The sequence below is a fragment of the Candidatus Poriferisodalis sp. genome (assembly GCF_965204125.1).
Lineage (GTDB): Bacteria > Actinomycetota > Acidimicrobiia > Acidimicrobiales > Poriferisodalaceae > Poriferisodalis.
Map to the genome: position 1 here is coordinate 3079040 of NZ_OZ241968.1, position 21351 is coordinate 3100390.

Below are 21351 nucleotides of genomic sequence, written 5' to 3' on the forward strand. Positions count from 1 at the left end.
GGAATCAGCGGCGGGCAGGCTCGAGGCGTTCTGCTGCGCGCATCACGGCGCTGGCGGCGCGCGGGTTCCGTTCGACCTCTGCAGTGCTGGGCCGTGTGACCTTGCGGCGCAGCAGGCGAACGGTGGGCGCGGCGCCGCAGATGCATGGCAACGTCGACGGGCATTCGCACACGCCGTCGGCCGCTTCTCGCAGAATGATCTTCACGATGCTGTCTTCTCCTGAGTGATAGGCGAGCGTTGCGAGGCGCCCACGAGGCTGCAGGCGCGCGAGCGCTGCTCGCATGGCGGGTTCGATGAGATTCAGTTCGTCGTTGACTTCGATGCGGATTGCCGCGAACGTGCGCATCGCCGGATGACGGCGGCCGCGCCGAGCTGCAGCTGGCACCGCGGCCTTGACGGTGTCGGCCAGTTGGCGGGTTGTGCCCAGCGGTCTGGCGGCCACAATCGCCGCAGCGATGCGGTTGGCGTAGCGCTCGTCGGCGTGGTGCCGCAGCAGATCTCGCAGTTCAGCGAACTCGTAGGTATTGACGACGACGCCCGCATCGAGTCTCGAGCGGGAGTCCATGCGCATATCCAGCGGGGCGTCGTGACGGTGGGAGAAACCGCGCTCACCCGAATCCAGTTGATGACTGCTGACGCCGAAGTCGAACAGAACACCAGTGAGCGGGCCTCCCGCAGCCGCATCGACCAGCTCGCCGAGTCGGTCGAACCGCTCGCAGCGCAGCGTGACTCGGTCTCCGAAGGCCGCAAGCCGTTCCTGTGCTGCTGCAATTGCCTCGGGATCGCGATCGATGCCGAGCAGTTGTCGCTCAGGATGCTGCCGCAAGAGCACCTCGGCGTGACCGCCGCCACCCAAGGTCGCGTCCACGAACAGCCCACCGGCTACAGGGGCGAACACTTCGGCGATCTCGTCAACCATGACAGGCTCGTGGAAGGAACGGGCAGCGGTGGACACGCTCACGCCTGCTCCGCTGCTTCGATGCCGCTCTCTGGTGCCGCCAGGAGCGATTCGCCCTGGGCGTTCATCTCGTGCCAGCGCCCCGCGTCCCAGATCTCGACTTCGTCGATCGCGCCGATCACGACGCATTCGCGCTGCAGGCCGGCGAAGCGGCGCAGTTCCTCAGGAACCGCTATGCGGCCCTGCTTGTCGGGCAGGACACGGGCGGCACCTGCTCCGAATGAGCGTTTGGCTGCGCGACCGTGCGGTCCGCCGGACTGGGAGCGCTCGGACATCCGGCCGGCGATCTCACCGAATCGGTCTGGCGTCATGAGTGCGAGGCAGCCCTCGCTGTGCTTGATCAGGAAGCCGGACGGCTCAAATGCGCTGCGGAAGCTCGCCGGGAGCACGATGCGGCCCTTGGCATCGAGCGAGTGCTCGTGCTGACCGACGAACAGACTCTCCACCGCAGGGCCTCCGCAGCGTCCGAATGGGAACCTGATTCGCGTGGGCATCTCTGCCCTTGCAAACCACTTTGCACCACTTTATGGGCAAAGCACCCACACTGTCCACCCCTAGATGTGCCGCGCCCACTGCGGAGGGCGGGGGCGCTACTCGATGTAGTGGGTGGTGATGAATCTCACCATGTGTTCTGCCATGTCGGTGGGTGAGGCTGTGATGCCGAAATCGGCCCAGCCCACTGCTCGGTCGCGGACCTGAGCGGCCGTAGCGGAATCCACGACGGATGCGAGGGGTCCGAGCTCGAAGCGGTCATAGGCGATGCACTGGAAACGGCTGCCCTCACGTGTACGACGCTGGGAGATGCCGACCAGTTTCTGGCCGCCTACCACCACCTCGCCTGGGCCGAGCGATGCAAAGCACACCAGGCCATCTGACGGCCCAGCTTCGTACGGGCCGGAATGGACGCTGGCGGGCACACCGGCACCCGAGAAAGCCGCGGCCAGCGCGCGGCCCAGCCAATGAAAGGCCTTGCCGACATCAGAATGCCAGAGGGGATCGCCAGCCGGGACGAACAAGTCCAGCCATGTGCTCATCTCAGGATCCAGCCACACCAGTCCCCCGCCGCTGTGCCGCCGGACGAGATCATCTCGTCTGCCGACAAAGGGGTCAGGGCTGGCTGAACCCAGGATCACTGCCGATGCGGTCGGGCGCAACCAGGAGATACGACGTCGGCCGTCGCGCGGCATTGGACGGGCGTGCAGCAATTCGGCGCTTGCGTGCCATTCGTCGCGTACCCATGCGGCCACAGGCACACGATGGCAGACGGTGTCCCTGCCGTCGGATCGCGCGGCTCAGACGAGTTGAGGTCGCAGGTCGCCGAGGTAGTCGGTCCACTCAGTCGGGCTATCGCCACGCATCGCGGCCACCACGGCGAGCGGCTCGGGTGCGTAGGGAGTCTGGCGCAGCCGGAACCGGCTCTCCGACAGCAACGAATCCCCCTTGCCCACGTTGCAAGCCCGGCAGCAGGCCACCACGTTCTCCCACGTGTGTTCGCCACCGCGGCTGCGCGGGTGGACATGATCGATGCACTCGGCCCGGTTCCCGCAGTATTGGCAGCGGTAGGCGTCGCGCGCGAACACGGCCCGCCGGTGGAGTGGGGCGCGCCTCCGGTACGGCGCCCGTGCGTGATAGTTCAGGCGCACGACCGAAGGCACCGACATCGTCAGACGCGGCGAGCGAATGCTGCCGGGCTTGGTGTGAACGACATCAGCCTTTCCTGCCAGCACCAGCAGCAGGGCGCGCCGCACGGTCGTGATCGACAGTGGCTGGTAGGTGACGTTGAGCACCAGTGTCCGTTCCGACAGCACGGTGCGGGGCCGCGAGACCTTCCCATCACGAAGGACCGCATGACCGTTGATTGCACCGTTCCCGTTCGCCGCATCGTTGACAGGCTGCGGCGCGTGAGCGATGGTTCGAACGGGAGTCATGTCACGGCCTCAGGGGCGCCGGCTCAGGGCCACGCGCTTCATGCGACGGGTGTACCGCAGCAGCGGAAGGCCAGCGTCGGCACCATTCCAGCCATTGGATCAGATCAACAGGTTCGGCTGCCGCACTTCCGTCAGAGCCGACGGCGGTCAACAGCCGGAATCGCACATAGTCGCGGTGAGGCACCGGCAAGAACGGAGGGCGCATCCACCATCGCGGCGGGATGAGCCGCCTCATGGCTCGCCCAGCGGTGAGCCACAGCCGCGGGCGCATTGCCACGGCCGCGAGAGCCGCCCCGATACGGGGGCCGCGTGGAGTCCGTGATCGGCGCACCGGGCCACCCTAGAGGCTGAGCACCGGGCCTCAGCGGCCCGTGAGCGCAGCGAACAAGAGCGGAAGTGCAGTGCGAAGCCGTGGCCCGAGCGGCCCGTGAGCGTAGCGAACAAGAGCGGGAAGCAATCGTGACGCAGCGGGAGGCGACGGTGAGGGTGAAGTGATGCTGAGTAGCCTCACAGCGTTCTCCGAGTCCCGGCCCAGAGGCCGGCGACACGGAATTCTCCAGCCCCGAAAGCCAGACGCCGTGCGCAATCACACTGCCCCGCAAACGCACGTGGCCGATGCCGAGACATTCCGGCAGACGTTCGAGCGCATCTCTGCGAACGTGGAGCGGGTCATTCGCGGCAAGCCCGACGCGGTCGGGCTCTCGCTGCTGTGCCTGCTGTGCGACGGACACTTGCTGATCGAAGACGTCCCGGGAGTCGGCAAAACCAGTCTCGCCAAGTCACTGGCAGCATCGATTGACGCACCGTTCGGCCGGATTCAATTCACACCTGACGTGCTGCCGTCTGACGTCATCGGCGTGAACGTCTGGGATGAACGTGAGCGCACCTTCGAGTTCCGTCCTGGCGCGCTCTTCTCCAGCATCGTGCTGGTCGACGAGATCAACCGGGCTTCGCCGAAGACGCAAGCCGCATTGCTCGAAGCAATGCAGGAACGCCAGGTCACGACCGATCGCACCACACGACCGCTCGGTCAGCCGTTCATGGTGATTGCGACGCAGAACCCGATCGAGCACGAAGGCACGTACCCCTTGCCCGAGTCTCAACTCGACAGGTTCCTGATGCGCGTCAGCATCGGCTACCCGGATGCAGATTCGGCCGTCGAGGTGCTCGATCTCCACGACGGCACCAGCGAGATCACGCTCGAGCCTGTTGCCACTGCCAGCGAGGTGCTGGCAATGACTCGCACTGTCACCGAAGTCCACGTTGCCCCGGTGCTGCGCCGCTACATCGTCGCTGTGGCGGATGCCTCGCGGCAGCGCGGCACGATCACGCTGGGCATCAGCCCACGCGCCACGCTCGACCTTCAGCGTGTTGCACAGGCACGCGCACTCGCCGCCGGCCGGAGCTACGTGGTGCCCGACGATGTGAAGGCCGTCGCTGAGCCGGTGCTCGGTCACCGGATCCGCTTGAGTGCTGATGCGCAACTGCAGGGCTTGACCCCCCAGACGGCCCTGCGCGACGTCTTCGACGCTGTCGCTGTCCCCACCGCCGCCGGCTAAGAGGCTGGGCCGAATGCTGACGCGACGGGGCTGGTCCGTCGGGATCGGCTCAGCAGTCGCCGCCGGGGCCGGTCGGCTGTTCGGCATGGGTGAGCTCTTAGTGCTCGCATTGGCGGGGATCGCACTGATCTCGGGTGCGGTGGTGTGGACCCGGACGCGACGGATCCGTCTCAGGATCCAGCGTTCGGTCCAGCCTGCGCGTGTCCATGCCGGAGGCAAGGCACGGGTGCAGCTCGTCCTCACCAACTTGGGCGGACATGCCCCCGTGCTCCAGCTCACCGATCCGGTGACCGGCACGCTCGGCGCGCGCCTGCGAGTCGGCCCGCTGCTTGCCGCCGAGCGTCTGAGTACGTCGTACCTGCTGCCCACTCAACGCCGTGGCCGTTTGGAGATCGGACCAGCAGAGGTCGATATCGTCGATCCGCTCGGTCTGGCCCGTACCTCCGTCGGAGACGGCCCGCGGACGATGCTGGTCGTCTATCCGGCGACGCAGACTCTGGTGCCGCCGCGCCTGGCTCGCGGGCCTGAGCCGTTGGGCCTTGCCGCAGATGTCCACACCTTGCAGCGCATCGGCGAGGATTTCTACGCGCTGCGCGACTACACCGCCGGCGACGATGTTCGCCGCATCCACTGGCCCTCGACGGCGCGTCTCGGCCGCCCGATGGTGCGGGAAGACGAGGTGCCCCGCCGGAGCCGGGTCACGGTGGTGCTCGACACTCGCAGCACCGCTTTTGACGCTGACCCGCTCGCCGATGGGCGCTTCGAGCTTGCCGTATCTGCCGCCGCGAGCGTCGTGCTTGCCAGCGCTACTCGGCATGACCCGCTGCGACTGCTGACGGTGGCGGGCGCAGATACCGGCTTCGTGACCTCCGGGGAAGGCTTGGCGCAGCTGTTCGATCATCTCGCCGATGTCTCCACATCTGCGCAGGGATCCCTGCGCAGCACGCTTGCGGCAGCCGCCGCGACGGCCGTAGGCGCAGTGGTCGTGGTGCTCGGAGGCACCGCATTCGATGCGGCGCGAGATGCCGAAGCAATCTCGGCGGCGGGCTCGCGCACGTCGTCGATGACCGTCATCCGCGTGTGCAGCTCTGGTGATGCCCTGCCGGCGGGTGGCCCGGGAGTTGTCGACATCAGCACGCTCGCCGACCTCGGACCCAAGTGGGCTGCAGCGCAGACATCGTCCCAAACGAACGCGGTGCGCACATGAAGGGGCGCAGCCTGTGGCAGGTGGAGGTCTCGCTCTGGCTGCTGACCCTGCTCTCGGTTCTCACTGCTCGCCGCCTGTTCGACGCTTGGGATTACGCGCCGCTGTGGCTCATGATGGCGTTGGGCGGTCATGCCTCGGCTGCAGTCACGCGGCGCCAGCGCTGGCCATTCGCGGCGGCCGCGACGGCATCGGCGGTGATGCTGATCATCGTCGAAGGACTGGCCCTGTACTCCGACACACTCTGGCTGCGCTTGCTTCCCACAGCGGAGACGCTGCGGCAAGCGGCGGCCGACGTGACTGCGGCCTGGGATGCCTTCGGCATAGTGGAAGCACCGACGCCGGCCACCGCGGGCTTCCTGCTGGTCGGCGGCGCCGTCATCTGGCTCGCCGCTTTTGTCGCCGACGCACTGGCACTGCGCGCGCAATCAGTAGGAGAAGGGCTGCTTCCCGCCTTCGGCGTGCTCGCATTCGTGGCGGCATTGGGCACGGATGCATGGCGAATCCGCAGTGCCGCTGCGATGGTCGTCTGTGCAGCAGCGTTCGTGGCCGCACACGGCATCCACCACACCGGCGACCGTACATCGGTGGGCGCGACTGACAGGCGGCGTGCAGCCGTGCCTATGCGCACGGCGCTGCGCTTGGGAATCCTCGCAGCGCTTGGCGCTGCGCTGCTGGTGCCGTTGCTGCCTGGCAGCGACGCTCCGGCGATCGTCTCGTGGAAAGACCTCGATGGCAGCTCGCCTGCGTCGAGGGTGACGATCAGCCCCCTGGTCAACGCCCAAGGTCGCCTGGTGGGCACCTCGGGTGCCGAGTTGTTCCGAGTTGAGGCAGATGCCCCGGCATATTGGAGGGTTTCAGGCCTCAGCCGTTTCGACGGAACGTTCTGGGGATCCGAGCAGCTCTATGGGGATGCATCCGGGCACCTGGATGGGCGAGCCAGCGACGAATCGCTCACCCAGCAATTCACCATCGGAGCACTCGACAGCATCTGGCTGCCCGCCGCATACGAGCCAGTCGCCTACGACGGCCCCGATGCGCTGTACGACCCGGAGACCGGCACGTTGGTCACCGAGCACAGCAGCGAGCTGGAGTCGGGCATGACCTACACGGTCAACTCGAATGTCAATGTTCCCTCAGTCGCAGGGCTCGTGGCCGCCAGCGGGGACGTGCCCTCAGACATCGCCGAGAACTACTTGGACTTGCCATCAGACTTCAACCAGCGCGTGGTTGGCCTCGCGGCCGACATCACAGCCGACGCAGCCGGCCCGTACGCGAAGGCCCTGGCGCTGCAGAACTTCTTCCTCGAGAACTTCGTCTACGCATTGAGAGTGCCCAGCGGCCACGATGCCGAACGCATGGAACAGTTCCTGTTCGAAGAACGGCGCGGCTATTGCGAGCAATTCGCTGGCACCTACGCTGCGATGGCCCGGGCGATCGGCTTGCCTTCGCGCGTGGCGGTGGGTTTCACGCCCGGCGAACTGATCGACGGCGTCTATGTGGTCAGGGGCGAGCACTACCACGCTTGGCCCGAGGTCTGGATTGCGGGACGCTGGGTGTACTTCGAGCCGACTCCGGGGCGAGGTGCCCCCGGGGCTGTCGTCTACACCGGTGTGGCCCCCCAGCAGGTGGTGCCGGGCGATCCCGAGGCGGCCGGCGAAGCGGGCTCGGGATTCATCGGCGAGCTGGGCCTTGAGGATCTGGAAGGCCTTTCAGGCGATCTCGAAGGCTTCGTGGATGTCCTTGACTTCGAAGGCTCGCAGGCACCGACGGGGAACTGGTCGGAGTGGCTCGTTGTGCCGTTCTATGCGGTGCTGGCAGTCGGGATTGGCTGGCTCATCATGGTGCCGTCGGCCGTGCGAGTCCGTCGGGCATTGCACCATCGGCGCGCCCGTCACGACGCGCGCGCCGCGGTCAGTGCCGCATGGGATGACGTTGCTGAAACGCTGTTCAACCTCGGTTTCGACCAGCGCGCGGTCGAGACGCATGCCGAATTTGCCGATCGCGTCGACCGTCGGCTGCGCATCGATTCAGGCGAGATGCGCTCATTGGCGGCTGCCGCTCAGCAGGCTGCTTACGCGGCCGAGCCCCCGACACCGCAGACGGTCAGCGAAGCCAAGCTGGATGCACAGCATCTCGAAGGGCGCATCCGGTCTGCGCGCAGCCGCTGGGACCGCATCGGGACTGCATGCCGCCCGTCCGCGCTGACAGCAGGACCCCGCTCGCGCCGTCGGCACCGAGTCGGGCTGAACGGCAGGGGTTAGCTGGGGTCGTTGCGGAAGCGGCGCCGCATGCGGTCGCCGAAGGAATCCGGGTTACTCGGCCGCGAGCGCTTAGCGATCGAGTCTGAGACCTTCTCGAGCCCGAGCTTGCCCATCTTGCGGACATTGCGCTCGATCACCACCGCGCTGGCGAAGACCACGAGGAACGCGACGAACGACAGCGCAAAGTGCACTTGCAGACCCAAGCCGATGCCAACCAATCCGAGGATTCCGCCGAGCACTGCCCAGCGGATGTTGCGCAGCGCATGGCGGGTCAGCGTGGTCTCCGACACCTCCCGCGCGAATTCCGGATCGGTGTCGTAGAAGTCCTTCTCGATCTCGAGCAGGATGCGTTGTTCGTCTTCCGATAGCGGCACGCACAGGCTCCAAATGCTGTATTGCCGATGTTGCTGCCAGTGTAGGACCGCGCCCGGCACTACTTCCACGCACCCCCGATGTACGGCACCATTCAGCGGCCCCAACGGCGCTCGCCCGGGGTGCCATCACGCAGAGCTGCCGAGCCGTGGGCGATCACGGATCGGCCGAAACGGTCTCGAATGGCATCGAGGGCATCAGCGAGCCTGAGATCGAGTTCGGTGTCACCCGTCGGGCCCCACACCGCCTCGTCACCGGACTCAGTCGCAGTATCAGGCGGCAGGTCCAGGCTGAAAGCCAGCTGGTGAGGCTGTGCTGAAGCAGCATCGCGCTCGTCGAGCGACCCCGTCGAACGCGCCATCTCCGCAGACGACGATTCTTCCAAGTTCGACACTGCAACTCCCAGCAAACGGATTCCTCCGTCGAGGGCGAGCGTTCCGATCAGCTTCTGCGCGACATGGGCGAGCGCATGTCCGGTCTGGATCGGTTCGGGAAGCGTGTGTGCTCGCGTCCGCAACGAGAAGTCGGGATGCTTGACCTTCACGGTCACCGTTCGTCCCGACAGCCCGTTGGCGCGCAGGCGTGATGCGACGGCATCGGCGAGGCGTACCGCTTCGCTCCGGACGCGTTCGACACCGGTCAGATCGGTCTCGAACGTCTGCTCGTGGCTCACCGAACGCGGGAGCCCGCCCCGATGGACCGGCCGATCGTCAATTCCCTGCGCCAACGTTGCGAGATGCGCGCCGTGCGCTGCACCGACAGTCGAAACCAGCTGGTTCAGCGGCACAGCCGCCAGGTCGCCCACGGTGTAGACGTCGATCTCGTTCAGCCGGCGGAGCGTTACGGGGCCGACCCCCCACAACGCCTCCACACGATGAGCCTGCAAGAAATGCAGTTCCTCCGCGACACTGACCACACAGACGCCGAGCCCTGGCCGGGGTCCATCGGGGTGCACTGCCGGCTTTGCCGCGACCGACGCGAGCTTCGCCAGGGTCTTGTTCGACGCAACGCCCACGGAACAATCCAGCGCCACCGCTTCCCGCACGGCGTTGCGCAAGTGCCAGGCGATGTCCGACGATGAACCAAACAGCCGGTGGGCACCGGAGACATCCAGGAAGGCCTCATCCAGTGCGATGGGCTCCACGTGGGGAGTGACTGACTCGAAGACCTCCGCAATCGCCGATGAGGCTTCGATGTAGCCGGAGAAGTCTGACGTGACCACGACGGCGGACGGACAGAGGCGACGTGCTTGCGCTGTCGGCATGGCTGCGTGCACGCCTGCAGCCCGGGCTTCGTAGCTGGCGGATGCAACGACACCTCTCCTTCCGGATCCCCCGACGATCACGGGTCGCCCGATCAGCGATGGATCGCGCATGCGCTCGACTTCCACGTAGAACGCGTCCATGTCGACATGAAGGATCGGCAGCTCGCCGGTTTCAGCCTCATCGGGCGGTCGACGCTGTGGCTGGCTCATGAGGTTGCCGGCGTCACCACCAATCCGTCGCGATGATCCCCGGTCACCGTGTACCGGAACACATGGCCTCGCGGAGCTCCGCCTGCGAGGTACTTCAGCAATGGCTCAGCCATCCATGCGTATTGGCCGGTGAGCAGATCTTCGAGTTCGGTGACGCGTACCCACCGGGCATCGAAGACGATGCCGTCGGGATCAGCGATATCCAGATCGCCGCTCCATTGCTCGGCCCCGTGCACCTCGACCGTCAGGAACCAGCCGGGCCCGTCGCTGCCATCTGCCTCGACGGTGTACAGCGGGCCGTCCCAGGCCGAAACCTGCAGGCCGGTTTCTTCGGCTACCTCTCGCGTCAATGCTCCGAGCACGGTCTCGCCCGGATCGACCACACCGCCCGGCGTGCTCCAGTCGGTGCTGCCGTTGCGTCGACGGTTGTTGACCATGAGCACGGCATCACCATGCGCGAGGATGCCGCCGGCGACAGCCCATCGATGCACGTCAGCCGACATTGGCGCAGTCTGCCACGCAAGGCGCGAGGCTGAGCTCCGCGCTTGATCGGCCCGTGAACCCGTACCGAGCGGAGACGGGGAACATGAACGGGAATAATGGGCGATTGACGATGTGCTGTACGCCTGGCCGTACCATGGCGCGGGTGAGCATGCACGACGACGGCGACAGTGTTGGGCTCACTGCGGCGCCCACCGCGCTGCCTTCGGTTCTGGCCAGGGCCTTGGCTTTCGCTGCAATTGTCGTTGCGGCAGTGTGCGGCGGCCTCGCGGGCTATGCGACGAGCGCCCTGCAGTGCAGCGGAGGATGCGTCGGGCCGGCGCTGGGCGGGACGGCAATCGGCGCCCTGGCGGCCGCGGCAGGCGTGGCTGCGCTCGCGGCCCTCGTGCTGCGCTCCATGAGCGAATGGGCCGACCAAGCCTCGGCACAAGTCCGCAAGAAGGGAGCACGGCGTTGACCACCAATGTTCTCGCAGTCGAAGACGACGAGCGGATCCGCACGGCGCTGCGTCTCGCGCTCGAGGACGAGGGCTGGCAGGTCAGCGAGGCCGAGTCGTGCGAAGAAGCCCTCGAGCGATTCACGCCTGAGAGCACTGATGTCGTGCTCGTGGACATCATGCTGCCCGGTCTCGACGGGTTCGAGCTGTGCCGCTCCATCAGGCGGATCAGCCATGTGCCGATCATCATGGTGACCGCTCGCGACGACACACACGACGTCGTTGCAGGACTTGAAGCCGGCGCGGACGACTATCTCACCAAGCCCTTCGCACCAAAGGAGTTGTCGGCGCGCATCAGGGCCTTGCTGCGGCGAAGCAGGACGGTGGACGGCAGCGGCCTGCCACGAACCGTCGGCGACCTCGAGATCTATCCCGACGAGGGCGTCGTGACCAAAGGCGGCGACGAGTTGCACCTGACCAAGACCGAGTTCCGGCTGCTCTGCGAGCTGTCCGACAATCCCGGCAAGGTGATGAGTCGCGAGCAGCTGCTCGAACGAGTCTGGGGCTACGACTACTTCGGCGATGGCCGCCTGGTGGACGTGCACGTCCGCCGGCTGCGCCTCAAGATCGAGGACGATCCGGCCAGCCCGCGCTACGTGGCGACGGCTCGCGGCCTGGGTTACAAGCTGCGGGCCTGATATGAGGCTGCGCTGGCCGCGGCCCCTGCGCCGGTTGATGTGCCTGATGGCGGCAACCGGACTTCAGGCGTGACATGAGGCTGCGCTGGCCGCGTCCCTTGCGTCGGTTGCCGCTTCGCGCCCGCGTTGTGGGCGCCTTCACCCTCGGCGCGATGCTGGCGGCGTTCCTGCTGGTGGTGATGACCTACAGCCTCTCCCGGGGTTCCATGCTGGGTTTGCGCCAGGACTCCTCTGAGGCTCAGTTCTTCGCAAATGCGACCCAAGTGCAGGGCTCGCTGCGTGCGGAGAGCCCTGATTTCGCCGTGCTGCTCGAATCGCTTCCGAGCCTCAGCGGCAGCCGTTCGATCGTCCGAACCGGGCCCGATATCTGGCGGTCACCGTCCCTCGTGCCTAGCGACCTTCCGGATGAACTCGTGGAGGCAGTCGAGCGATCTGATCAGGCCCATGCGATGCGGTACCGGCTCGACGGCGTCCCACAGCTCGCTCTCGGCCTGCGTCTGCGCCCGGCTGCGGTCTCGCAGCTCAGCGAGACGCTGTATTTCGAAGTTGTCCCGCTCTCGGAGATCGAGGCCACGCTTGCCAGTTTGCGACTGATCCTGGGCGTCGGAGCGGCGCTGACGGTACTGATCGGTGTGGCCGTCGGAGCCTGGGCCGGGGGGCGCCTGCTGCGGCCGCTCGCGACCGTGTCCGATGCTGCGAACTCGATCGCGCACGGCCGATTCGACACGCGAGTCGAGCGCAGCGATGACCCCGACCTCGCGGTGATCGTGGAATCCTTCAACGACATGGCTGATGCCATGGAGCGTCGTATTGCGCGCGACGCGCGGTTCGCGTCCGATGTCAGCCATGAGCTGCGATCGCCGCTGCAGACCCTGCGAAGTTCGATCGATTATCTGAACGGTCACCGCGATGAGCTATCCGCTCAAGGGGCCACGGCACTGGATCTGCTCGCAGCCGAAGTCGACAGATTCCAGCAGCTCGTGCAGGATCTCCTGGAGATCTCCCGACCCGACGCCGACGGATCGGTCTTCGAACGCGGTCTCGTCAACATCACCGAGCTGGTCCAGCATCGCGTCGGCACACTCGGGCCCGATGTAGAGCTGAACATCAGTGCTGCTGCAACCGATGCCGTGGTGATCGGCGACAAGCGAGGGCTGGCACAGGTCTTCGACAACTTGCTGCGCAATGCCGAAAAGCACGGCGGCGGTGTCACCCGGGTGGGGATCTCACGGCCGGGCAACCTGGTGCGCGTGGCCGTTGAGGACGACGGGCCCGGCGTGACGCCGTCCGAGCGCGATCTGGTCTTCGAGCGATTCACACGCGGGGCCGCAGCGCGCAAGCGGGGAGCGGGTACCGGTGCCGGCCTCGGTCTGGCCCTCGTGTACGAGCACACCCGGCGTCACGGCGGCTCAGTGCGCGTCGAGTCACGGCATGACGGCCAGCGCGGCGCCCGTTTCGTGGTCGAGCTGCCCATTGCGGGGCACCGGTGAGACACCCCAGCCGCAAGTGGCATCGGCGCATGCTGGGCAGGCGCGCGCTGGGACGCTTCAGCGCGTCGATGGTGTGCGCGCTCGCAGCCGCTGCGTGCGGTCTGCCCACTGATGACGCGCCCACTCACATCGAAGTGCCTGCAGGAGTGTTTCCCGACCGGAACGAACCAGTGGTGGGTGCGGAACCTGACACGCCTACCACATCCCTGCACGCTGTCTATTTCCTGCGTGACGGCCTGCTCGTGGAGCTACAGCGGCCACTCGCAGCCCCTGTCTTCCTCGATGCCCCGCTCAACAACCTGCTCGCCGGCCCGACGCCGACCGAAGCCGAGAACGGGCTCGAGTCAGCGATCCCGGCCGGCACCGAGGTCGTAGACGTGCAGCTCCTGCGCAACAACGTCGTGTCGATCCACCTCAATGAGGTCTTCTTCGAAGTCGAGGGAGCACAGCGAATACGCGCCGTGGCGCAGTTGGTGCTCACCGCCTCGGCGCTCGCACGTGACAGCCAGGGCGTGCTGTTCTTTCTCGACGGGGTGGCGCAGTCGCTTCCCGATGGCGCTGGCACCATTGCTCAAGTACGGCCCGGTGAACTGCCCCGCGTGCTGCGGGTTGACGACTTCAGCGAGCTGATGCCGCTGACCCCGCTGCGCTCGGTCTCGTCATGATCAACCCCCTTCGCGCGCGGGGAGCCGGGTGAGCCGGCGCGTTCCGCGCGTGTTGGTCGGCCGCTGGTAGCGCGAGCGGGTGCCGGCACGCACCGCCGCCACAAACATCAGCATCGTGGGGAACACCTCGAGCCGACCGAACAGCATGAGCACCATCATCACTGGCCGCGAGGCGCGCTCGAACGCCAGGGCCGAGTTCGTCGGCCCGGCCTCGCCCAGCGCCGGGCCCACGGTGCCGATAGCCGAGACTGCACCGGAGAATCCCGTCTCGAGATCGTTGCCCAGCGCAGTCATCAGCACACCGCCTGCCAGAGCAAGGCCCAGATACAGCAGCACGAAGCCCAGCGCCCGGGCTGCGACGTCTTCGGCGACGGTGGTGTCACCGAGGCGCATCGGCAGCACGGCCCTGCGGTGGCGGGCACGGATGACCTCCCGGATCGCGTAACGGGCCACGATCTGCAGGCGCAGCACCTTGATGCCGCCTGCGGTCGAACCTGTCATGCCGCCAATGACGAACAGCGCCAGCAGCACAAGCTGTGCCGAGGGTGTCCAGAATTGCTCGTGGGCATAATCGGTGAGGCCATAACCGGTATTCGACCCCAGCGACGCTGCGTAGAACGCCGCCTCCCGGAGGTTGTCGCCGAGACCGAGCTTGCCGGAATTCAGCACCAGCAGCCCGACGGCGGCACCGCCGATGAGCGCTAGATACCAGCGCAACTCCGAGTAGCTCCGGCGCTGCGATTTGGTGCGCGTGATCAGGTGCCAGTGGATCGAGAAGCTGGCGCCGCAGGTGATCATGCCCGCGATCAACACCAGCTCGACAGCCACCGAGTCGAAGTAGTCGATCGAATCCGAGTGAGTCGAGAAGCCCCCGGTGGCCACTGTGGTGAAAGCGTGCGCCACCGCGTCGAACAGGCTCGTTCCCGCTGCCAGCAGGGCGAGCGCCACCGCCAGCGTGAATCCCCCGTACAGCATCCACAGTCGTCGGGCCGTAGCGGCGATGCGGGGCGTGAAGCGATCAGCAGTCGGTCCGGGCGCCTCGTTGGCGATGAGCTCCAAGCCGCCCACCTTCAGTGCGGGCAGCACGCTCACGGCAAGCACGATCAAGCCCATGCCGCCGAACCATTGAGTCATGCTGCGGAAGAAGAGGATCCCGTGGGCAACCCCGTCGATGTCGGCCAGGACCGTGGCACCGGTGCAGGTGAATCCTGAGATGGACTCGAACAGTGCGTTGTCGGCCTCGCTCCATCCGATCACACCGCTGAACAGGTACGGCATCGTGCCGGCTATCGAGACCGCCAGCCATGCCCATGCCACCGAGGCGAACGCCAGCGGGGAATCCGCCCGGTCCGACGCCGTCGTGCTGCCCATCATGGCGCTGCCCACGCCTGCGGTGATTGCTGCTGAAGCCCCTAGCGCGAACGCACCTCCCCCGCCATCGATGAGTGCGACGCACGCGGAGACCGCCATACCGATCGCCACGAACATCAGCGCCACCCCGCTGATGTGCACTGGCGTGGACTCGAAGCGTCGTCCCCCCGGCACTGTCGCGCTCATCGCACTCGCACTCCGTGAGGGCGGCGCCGGCGCCACTGCCCGTGCCGCACGGCCGCCACCGCCGGATAGGCCGCAACGCTCAGCGCCACAGCTGCCGCGGTCACCGACATACGCCCGCACATCATGAGCAGCCCGGCGGTGATGCGACCTAACCAGTTGGCTGCGTCAAGATGGCCGTTCGAGCCCTCAACAGCCAGATGCCCGGTCGAGTCCGCGAGTGCCATGGCTGGCCCGACGTTCGACAGCGTGGACACGGCATAGGTCAGCGCGTCGACGATGTTCAACCCGCTGGCGCCGAGAACGATGGAGGCAGGGATGATCAGCAGCGCTGCGAGCAGCAGTTCGCCCGTGATGCGGCTGATCGTCGTTTCGGAGATGGTCGAGCGACCCAGGCGCAGTCGTTCGGCCAGCGACGGGTAGATGGCGCGACGCAGCTCCCGCCCGATGAAAGACGCCAGCGTCAGCAGGCGCACCACCTTGAAACCACCGGCCATCGACGCGCTCATGCCGCCGATCAGCATGAGCACCATCAGCAGTGCCTGGCTGCCCGTCGACAGGTCTACGAGCGATGTGGTCTCGAAGCCGGTTGTCGAGATCACCGACACCACCGCGAACAGCGACTCACGGATGTGATCCGGGCGCAGGAGGTGCGTCCAGCCGACGCCGTCACGTGGCAACAGCGCTACCGCCACCGTGGCGAAGACGATCAGCGTGATGTACAGCCGGAACTCGTAGCTGCGAATGAACCGGGCCGGGTCACGACGCCGGATCGCCAAGAACATGAGCGGCAGGCTCACGCCTCCTGCCACCATGCCGAAGATTGCCACCCATTCGATGGCTGCCGAGTCGAACGCGCCCAGCGAATCCGCCTGCGTGGAGAAGCCGCCGGTCGAGGCTGTGGTCAATGCGTGCAGCCCGCTCTGCAGCAGCGGCATGCCGGCTAGTGCAAAGCCGACCGCAACCAGCACCGTGAGCGCGCCGTACAGCAGCAGGAGGCGACCCATCGTGCCGGCGCTGCGGGGTGCCAGCCTGCGAGCCGACCGGGTTGCCACTCCCCCGTCCGTGTCCAAGCCGCCGACGCCCAGATGGGGCAGCACGCGGACGAGCACGACGATGAATGCTGCTCCGCCCAGCCACTGCCCCACGGCTCGCAGTGCCAGCATCCCGCCGCCGAGGTCGGATCCTGCGATCGTCGTGCTGTTGGTGCCGGTGATCGTGGCGGCGGCCTCGGCAAATGCCGTTGCCAACGCAGAGGGTTCCACTGCACCGGTCGCGAGGTGAGCGACCGCGACGGCGGCCACGGCCGCGAACGATCCGAGCACCAGCGCCGTCAGGGTCTGGCGCTCGGTGATACGCCGCTCGAACCGGCACAGTCGCAGGAGGCCTAGGGCGAACAGCGCGATCGCAGCTCCCGCGAGCAGCAGCGGGACTGAGTCAGTCCCGAACTCCCCGCTCGCAGCAACCCGTCCGCCGAACAGCCAGTCGAATACGGCGCAAGCCGCAAACACGGGCGCGGCGGCGGCCAGCACGACCAGCGCCGTGATGGCAAGAGTCGATTCGTACGGTCCGCGTGCCCACCTGTGCAGCAGGCCGTCGGCGGCCCGCACCGCTCGCACCACCAAACGGCGAAGCCTCTCGCGCTCTCGAGCCCGGCGAGCCGGACGGGGCGTCACCGAAAGGCCTGCTTGACCTCGTCCACGCAGTCAGGCGTCACGAAGGCGACCACGTGGTCCCGCGCCCTCAGCTCGCTCCGGCCCCGGGCAATGCGGGCCTTGCCGTCCCGCACGATCGCTGCGAGCAGCATCTGGCCGGGCAGGTGAAGTTCCCGAACGAACGAGCCATCAGCACTCGAACCCGCACCCACTTCGAACTCGAGCACTTCGACATCGCCTTCGAGGAAGGTCGCCACGGCAGTGACGTCCCCCCGGACCATCCGCAGGACCATGTTGGCGCTGGCTGTGCGGGGCGACAGCGCCGCGTCGATGCCCACCTGCTCCAGCAACGGAAGCAAGGACAGGCGATGCACGACGGCGATGGTCTCGGTGGCTCCTTCGGACTTGGCATACAGGCAGGCCAAGACGTTGGCATCGTCCTCTCCGGTCACCGCCACCACAGCGTCGAAGCTGCCGACGCCCTCGCGTGCGAGCACGTCGATGTCGGTGATGTCGCCATGCAGCACGAGCGCGCCCGCATGGCGCTCGCTCAGCTCGAGGCAGCGTTCGTGGTGCTGCTCGATGATGACGACTTCGATATGGCGCTCGAGCAGCCGACCGGCCAGCAGGCCAGCTGTGCGCCCCCCGCCCAGGATCATCACGCGGCGCAGTTCTGAGCGGCTCAGCCCCATGATCTCCATGAGCTCACGCCGCCCCTGGCGCCGGCACACCACTCTGAGGAGGTCGTGGGGCTGCAGCGTGGTCTCGCGGCGCATGACGGTGACATCGCCGCCTCGCGACAGCGCGCCGAAGATGAAGTCCCATTCCGGCTCGTAGTACGCACCGATCTCGGCCATGGTCTTGCCGACCAGCGGGGCATCTTCCGCCAGGCGCGCACCCACGACCAGCACTTCGCCGTTCGCGAGCTCGTTGATGTCGGTCACGCCGTGGTACACGAGCAGGTCCATGATGGCATCGGCTGTCTGCTCATCGGGGTCGAGCACCAGATCGACGCCGATCGCGTTGCGCAGGCTGCGACCCGGCGTGCCGCGCAAGTCGCCGTCCTGCAGCCGTGCGACCGTCGCCGGCACGCCTGCCTGCTTCGCCTGCATGCACACAAGCAGGTTGACCTCGTCGGAATCGGTGACGGCCACCGCGACCTCAGCGCGTTCAAGACCGGCTTCGGTCAGCACGCTGGGATTGGTGCCGCTCCCGTTCACGGTAAGCAGGTCGACTTCGGAGGCGAGCGCATCGAGGCGCCGCGAGTGCTGGTCGATGACGATCACATCGTTGCCCTCACGGCTGAGGCGCTCGGCGATGTAGCTTCCGACCTCGCCGGCCCCCACCACGAGAATCCTCACAATGGGCGACCCTACTTCGGGGCACCGGATTGAGAAGTCATCATGAGGCGGGAGGCTCCATGGCGCTCGTGATAGCGATCGATGCAGGCACCACCGGCGTGCGCTCGATGGCGGTGAACGAGACCGGCAGCGAGGTGGCGTACGCCTACCGGTCGTTTCCCCAGCATTATCCGGCGCCCGGCCTGGTCGAGCACGACCCGGACGAGATCTGGGATGCCACGGTCGCCACCCTCGACGAGCTCTGCGCCAGCCTCCGGGCACTCGGAGACGGGCAGATGCCCACAGTGGCAGCGATCGGCATCACCAACCAGCGCGAGACCGTCGTGGCATGGGATCGTCGCTCATCGCAGCCGCTTGCACGGGCTCTCGTCTGGCAGGACGTACGCACAGCGTCGCGCTGCGAGGAGCTGCAGGCCGCCGGTCACCTGCCAGAAGTGCGGCAACGGACCGGCCTCGTGCTCAGCCCCTATTTCAGCGGCACCAAAGCCGAGTGGCTGTTGCGCCATGGCGGCGTTCCGGCAAGTGCAGCGCTGGCTCTGGGCACCGTCGACAGCTGGCTGATGTGGAAGCTCAGCGGCGGGGCCGCGTTCGTCACCGACCCCACGAATGCCTCGCGCACACTGCTCTATGACATCAACGACGGTGACTGGTCGGAGCCGATGTGCGATCTGCTCTCGGTGCCGATGCGGGCGCTGGCGGAGATACGCCCGTCAGCCGGGCGCTTCTGCGTCACCGCGGACACCACCGCACTGGGTCCGGGCATCGCTGTCAGCGGTGTGGCCGGAGACCAGCAGGCTGCGCTGTTCGGCCAAGGCTGCCACGAAGTCGGCATGGCCAAGAACACCTACGGAACGGGGTCGTTCGTCTTGATGAATGTCGGTGACCGATGCCCCGAGCCGGTCGACGGGCTGCTCACCACCGTGGCCTGGGATCTTGGGTCTGGACCCACATTCGCGCTGGAGGGCTCGATCTTCGCGACGGGCTCCGCGGTGGGTTGGCTCACCGAGATCCTGGATGGGGCCACTGACGCTGCAGCGATCGAGATCCTGGCCGGAAGCGTGCCCGGAAGCGCCGGCGTTGTAGTCGTGCCGGCGTTCGCCGGCTTGGGCAGCCCATGGTGGGATCCGACGGCGCGGGGGGCGGTCATGGGCCTCACGTTCGCGTCCACGCCGGCGCATATCGCGCGGGCCACGATCGAGTCCATGGCGCTGCAGACCCGCGACGTCGTCGAGGCGATGAGCGCGTCTGCCGGGCGCAGGATCGCCGAGCTCAGGATCGACGGAGGCGCAGCAGTGAACAACCTGCTGTGCAGCATCCAGGCCGACCAGCTGGGGGCGCCGGTGAGCCGGCCGGTGGTGACCGAGACCACCGCCTTGGGGGCGGCGATGCTGGCCGGACTGGCGGAGGGTGTGTGGTCGTCTCCTGCCGATGCAGCGTCCGTATGGCGGCTGGACCGGCGCTTCGAGCCGTCAGGAGACACAGCCGAAGCTGATCGACTTCATGCGCAGTGGCGGCGAGCACTCGAACGGACGCTGCGCTGGTCGCCCGACGAAGGCAATCAATAGGCGTCAGTCGGGCTGTGTCAGTTGGTCGAGGGCACCGCGGAGCTGGCTGATGGCCTGGCGGATCCGATGCTCGTTCTCGACCAGCGCAAACCGCACGTGGCCCTCGCCTCCTGGGCCGAAGCCGACCCCCGGGGACAGTGCGACGTTCGCCTCCGACACGAGCAGCCTGCAGAAGTCGACCGACCCCATGTGCCGGTACGGCTCGGGGATCTTGGCCCAGGCGAACATGGTCCCCTTCGGCGGCGGGAGCTCCCAGCCGATGCGGCCCAGCCCGCGCACCAGGACATCTCGCCGGTTGCGGTAGGTCTCCCGCACCTCGCGGGGGTAGTCCTGCTCTTCATTCATGACCACCGTGGCGGCGATCTGAATGGGCTGGAACGTGCCGTAGTCGAGATAGCTCTTGAGCTTCGCGAGCGCCGCGATCACCTCGGCGTTGCCCAAGCAGAACGCAACCCGCCAGCCCGCCATCGAGAACGACTTCGTGAGGCTGTAGAACTCCACTGCCACGTCCTTGGCACCCTCGGCCTGCAGGATCGACGGCGGTTCGTAGCCGTCGAAACCCAAGTCCGCGTAGGCGAAGTCGTGAACGAGCAGCACCTCACGTTCACGCGCGAAGTCCACGATGCGCTGCATGAACTCCAGGTCTACGCAGGCGGTCGTGGGGTTGTGCGGGAATGACAGCACGATCACCCGCGGCCGCGGCCAGGAGTACTCGAAGCGTTCCACCAGGCGTTCAAAGAAGGTGTCGCCGGTGTCGAGCGGCACCTCTCGCACGCTCGCGCCCGTGAAGAGCGGACCGAAGATGTGAATCGGGTAGGACGGCGCCGGCACCAAGCAGGCATCGCCGGGCGCCAGCAGCGTCCACATCAAGTGCGAGAAACCCTCCTTCGCACCGATCGTGTTGATGATCTCGGTGTCGGGATCGAGCTCGACGTTCCATTTGCGCCGGTACAGGTCGCCGACTGCGGCCCGCAGCTTCGGAATGCCCCGGCTGGCTGAGTACCGGTGGTTCCGGGCGTTGAGAGCAGCCTCCGCCAGCTTCTTCACGGCACGCTCGGGCGACGGCAGGTCGGGATTGCCGAAGCCCAGATCGATGACGTCAGCGCCGGCGCGCCGACGCTCGATCTTCAGCGTGTCGATGATCGTGAACACATACGGCGGCAGGCCACCGATCCGGCGGAATTCCATAGCGCTGGCGGCGGTCCTCGGCGCCCTAGCTCGCGGGACCCGATTCGAGACGCGCCGCGAAGTCGGCCAGCGCGGTATGAGCGATGCGCCGTTCCGCACGGCGCTTGACGAAGCCGGGCAGCGGCACCGCCAGCTCCAAGGCGAGCTGGTAGAGCACCTCGGTGCGACCGGGCTCCGCTGCCGGGTTGAACTCGTACCTGCCGTCGAGCTGCTTGACGACATCGCCGTCGACGAGCTTCCACGAGAGGCGGTGAGGTGCCCCGCCGTGGTCGTAGGCGAGCGTGTATCTCGCTGACCGTCCCAGTGCCTCGACGCGGAACGAGGCCTGGGCAGCCCGCCCGTCCGGATCGCTCTCGATCACCGTGGCCGAAGAAACGTCGGTTGCCCATTCCGGGTACTGCTCGATGTCGGAGATCAGCGCGTAGCAGTCTTCAGGCGACGCGGTCACGACCGTGGTCATCGTCATCTCGTCGATCATC

At 66.9% G+C, this 21351-nt stretch carries 20 protein-coding genes; 8 read left to right on the forward strand and 12 right to left on the reverse strand.

All coding sequences use genetic code 11. The annotated features are described in order from the left end of the window. Window positions 1–4: 4 nt before the first annotated feature. The 4 genes from rsmH to ACOGXD_RS14215 form a co-directional block, all read right to left on the reverse strand. Window positions 5–961 carry a 16S rRNA (cytosine(1402)-N(4))-methyltransferase RsmH gene (rsmH, locus tag ACOGXD_RS14200; RefSeq protein WP_419915668.1) on the reverse strand — a complete coding sequence of 319 codons (957 nt, stop codon included), beginning with the start codon at window positions 959–961 and terminating at the stop codon, window positions 5–7. Next, on the reverse strand, window positions 958–1404 hold the full coding sequence (locus tag ACOGXD_RS14205) for a division/cell wall cluster transcriptional repressor MraZ (RefSeq protein WP_419915669.1): 447 nt from the start codon (window positions 1402–1404) through the stop codon (window positions 958–960). Before ACOGXD_RS14205 ends, rsmH begins: the two co-directional genes overlap by 4 nt. A gap of 144 nt (window positions 1405–1548) precedes the next feature. Further along, entirely contained in the window at window positions 1549–1992 is a 444-nt protein-coding gene (locus ACOGXD_RS14210) for a hypothetical protein (protein ID WP_419915670.1), read from the reverse strand. Window positions 1993–2250: 258 nt separating this feature from the next. Next, window positions 2251–2886, reverse strand: coding sequence for an HNH endonuclease (locus tag ACOGXD_RS14215; RefSeq protein ID WP_419915671.1), 636 nt, complete (start codon window positions 2884–2886; stop codon window positions 2251–2253). A 578-nt stretch (window positions 2887–3464) separates the two neighbouring features. Here ACOGXD_RS14215 and ACOGXD_RS14220 point away from each other — a divergent pair. Genes ACOGXD_RS14220 through ACOGXD_RS14230 form a run of 3 tightly spaced genes read left to right on the forward strand, consistent with a single transcriptional unit; the run spans window position 3465 to window position 7913 of the window. Beyond that, window positions 3465–4445, forward strand: a complete 981-nt coding sequence (locus ACOGXD_RS14220; RefSeq protein WP_419915672.1) for an AAA family ATPase — start codon at window positions 3465–3467, stop codon at window positions 4443–4445. 13 nt (window positions 4446–4458) lie between these two features. Next, complete coding sequence (locus ACOGXD_RS14225) at window positions 4459–5652, forward strand: DUF58 domain-containing protein (protein ID WP_419915673.1); 1194 nt, start codon at window positions 4459–4461, stop codon at window positions 5650–5652. After that, complete coding sequence (locus tag ACOGXD_RS14230) at window positions 5649–7913, forward strand: transglutaminaseTgpA domain-containing protein (protein ID WP_419915674.1); 2265 nt, start codon at window positions 5649–5651, stop codon at window positions 7911–7913. The genes ACOGXD_RS14225 and ACOGXD_RS14230 overlap by 4 nt, the downstream gene beginning before the upstream one ends. Here ACOGXD_RS14230 and ACOGXD_RS14235 read toward each other — a convergent pair. The 3 genes from ACOGXD_RS14235 to ACOGXD_RS14245 are packed head-to-tail and all read right to left on the reverse strand — an operon-like array spanning window position 7910 to window position 10262. Next, window positions 7910–8356, reverse strand: coding sequence for a DUF3040 domain-containing protein (locus ACOGXD_RS14235; RefSeq protein WP_419915675.1), 447 nt, complete (start codon window positions 8354–8356; stop codon window positions 7910–7912). The two genes, ACOGXD_RS14230 and ACOGXD_RS14235, sit on opposite strands and share 4 nt — an antisense overlap. A gap of 23 nt (window positions 8357–8379) precedes the next feature. Continuing rightward, the gene (gene dinB / locus ACOGXD_RS14240; protein ID WP_419915676.1) at window positions 8380–9759 is read right to left on the reverse strand and encodes a DNA polymerase IV; all 1380 of its coding nucleotides are present in this window, start codon (window positions 9757–9759) and stop codon (window positions 8380–8382) included. Then, window positions 9756–10262 carry an NUDIX hydrolase gene (locus tag ACOGXD_RS14245; RefSeq protein ID WP_419915677.1) on the reverse strand — a complete coding sequence of 169 codons (507 nt, stop codon included), beginning with the start codon at window positions 10260–10262 and terminating at the stop codon, window positions 9756–9758. The genes dinB and ACOGXD_RS14245 overlap by 4 nt, the downstream gene beginning before the upstream one ends. 143 nt (window positions 10263–10405) lie before the next feature. Between ACOGXD_RS14245 and ACOGXD_RS14250 the strand changes: the two genes are divergently transcribed. The 4 genes from ACOGXD_RS14250 (at window position 10406) to ACOGXD_RS14265 (ending at window position 13549) form a co-directional block, all read left to right on the forward strand. Beyond that, window positions 10406–10717 (forward strand): hypothetical protein, encoded by a 312-nt coding sequence (locus tag ACOGXD_RS14250; protein WP_419915678.1) that lies wholly within the window; start codon window positions 10406–10408, stop codon window positions 10715–10717. Next, the gene (locus ACOGXD_RS14255) at window positions 10714–11394 is read left to right on the forward strand and encodes a response regulator (RefSeq protein ID WP_419915679.1); all 681 of its coding nucleotides are present in this window, start codon (window positions 10714–10716) and stop codon (window positions 11392–11394) included. The genes ACOGXD_RS14250 and ACOGXD_RS14255 overlap by 4 nt, the downstream gene beginning before the upstream one ends. A 152-nt stretch (window positions 11395–11546) precedes the next feature. Further along, window positions 11547–12884 carry a sensor histidine kinase gene (locus tag ACOGXD_RS14260; protein WP_419915680.1) on the forward strand — a complete coding sequence of 446 codons (1338 nt, stop codon included), beginning with the start codon at window positions 11547–11549 and terminating at the stop codon, window positions 12882–12884. A 29-nt stretch (window positions 12885–12913) separates the two neighbouring features. Next, complete coding sequence (locus ACOGXD_RS14265; RefSeq protein WP_419915681.1) at window positions 12914–13549, forward strand: GerMN domain-containing protein; 636 nt, start codon at window positions 12914–12916, stop codon at window positions 13547–13549. Here ACOGXD_RS14265 and ACOGXD_RS14270 read toward each other — a convergent pair whose 3' ends face one another. From ACOGXD_RS14270 to trkA, 3 genes are read right to left on the reverse strand one after another with little or no spacing between them, the layout of a single operon-like run. Further along, complete coding sequence (locus tag ACOGXD_RS14270) at window positions 13550–15106, reverse strand: TrkH family potassium uptake protein (protein WP_419915682.1); 1557 nt, start codon at window positions 15104–15106, stop codon at window positions 13550–13552. It abuts the gene before it with no gap. Next, window positions 15103–16725 carry a TrkH family potassium uptake protein gene (locus ACOGXD_RS14275; protein ID WP_419917415.1) on the reverse strand — a complete coding sequence of 541 codons (1623 nt, stop codon included), beginning with the start codon at window positions 16723–16725 and terminating at the stop codon, window positions 15103–15105. Before ACOGXD_RS14275 ends, ACOGXD_RS14270 begins: the two co-directional genes overlap by 4 nt. A gap of 50 nt (window positions 16726–16775) precedes the next feature. Beyond that, a complete protein-coding gene (gene trkA, locus ACOGXD_RS14280) occupies window positions 16776–18119 on the reverse strand; it encodes a Trk system potassium transporter TrkA (RefSeq protein ID WP_419915683.1) in 1344 nt (447 codons plus the stop codon). A 59-nt stretch (window positions 18120–18178) separates the two neighbouring features. On the opposite strand from trkA, the gene ACOGXD_RS14285 reads away from it, so the two are divergent. Further along, window positions 18179–19684, forward strand: a complete 1506-nt coding sequence (locus ACOGXD_RS14285; protein ID WP_419915684.1) for an FGGY family carbohydrate kinase — start codon at window positions 18179–18181, stop codon at window positions 19682–19684. 3 nt (window positions 19685–19687) lie between these two features. Here ACOGXD_RS14285 and ACOGXD_RS14290 read toward each other — a convergent pair whose 3' ends face one another. Further along, window positions 19688–20872: an aminotransferase class I/II-fold pyridoxal phosphate-dependent enzyme gene (locus ACOGXD_RS14290; protein WP_419915685.1), complete on the reverse strand. Its 1185-nt coding sequence runs from the start codon at window positions 20870–20872 to the stop codon at window positions 19688–19690. Window positions 20873–20897: 25 nt separating this feature from the next. After that, the gene (locus ACOGXD_RS14295; protein WP_419915686.1) at window positions 20898–21350 is read right to left on the reverse strand and encodes an SRPBCC family protein; all 453 of its coding nucleotides are present in this window, start codon (window positions 21348–21350) and stop codon (window positions 20898–20900) included. Window position 21351: the final 1 nt, after the last annotated feature.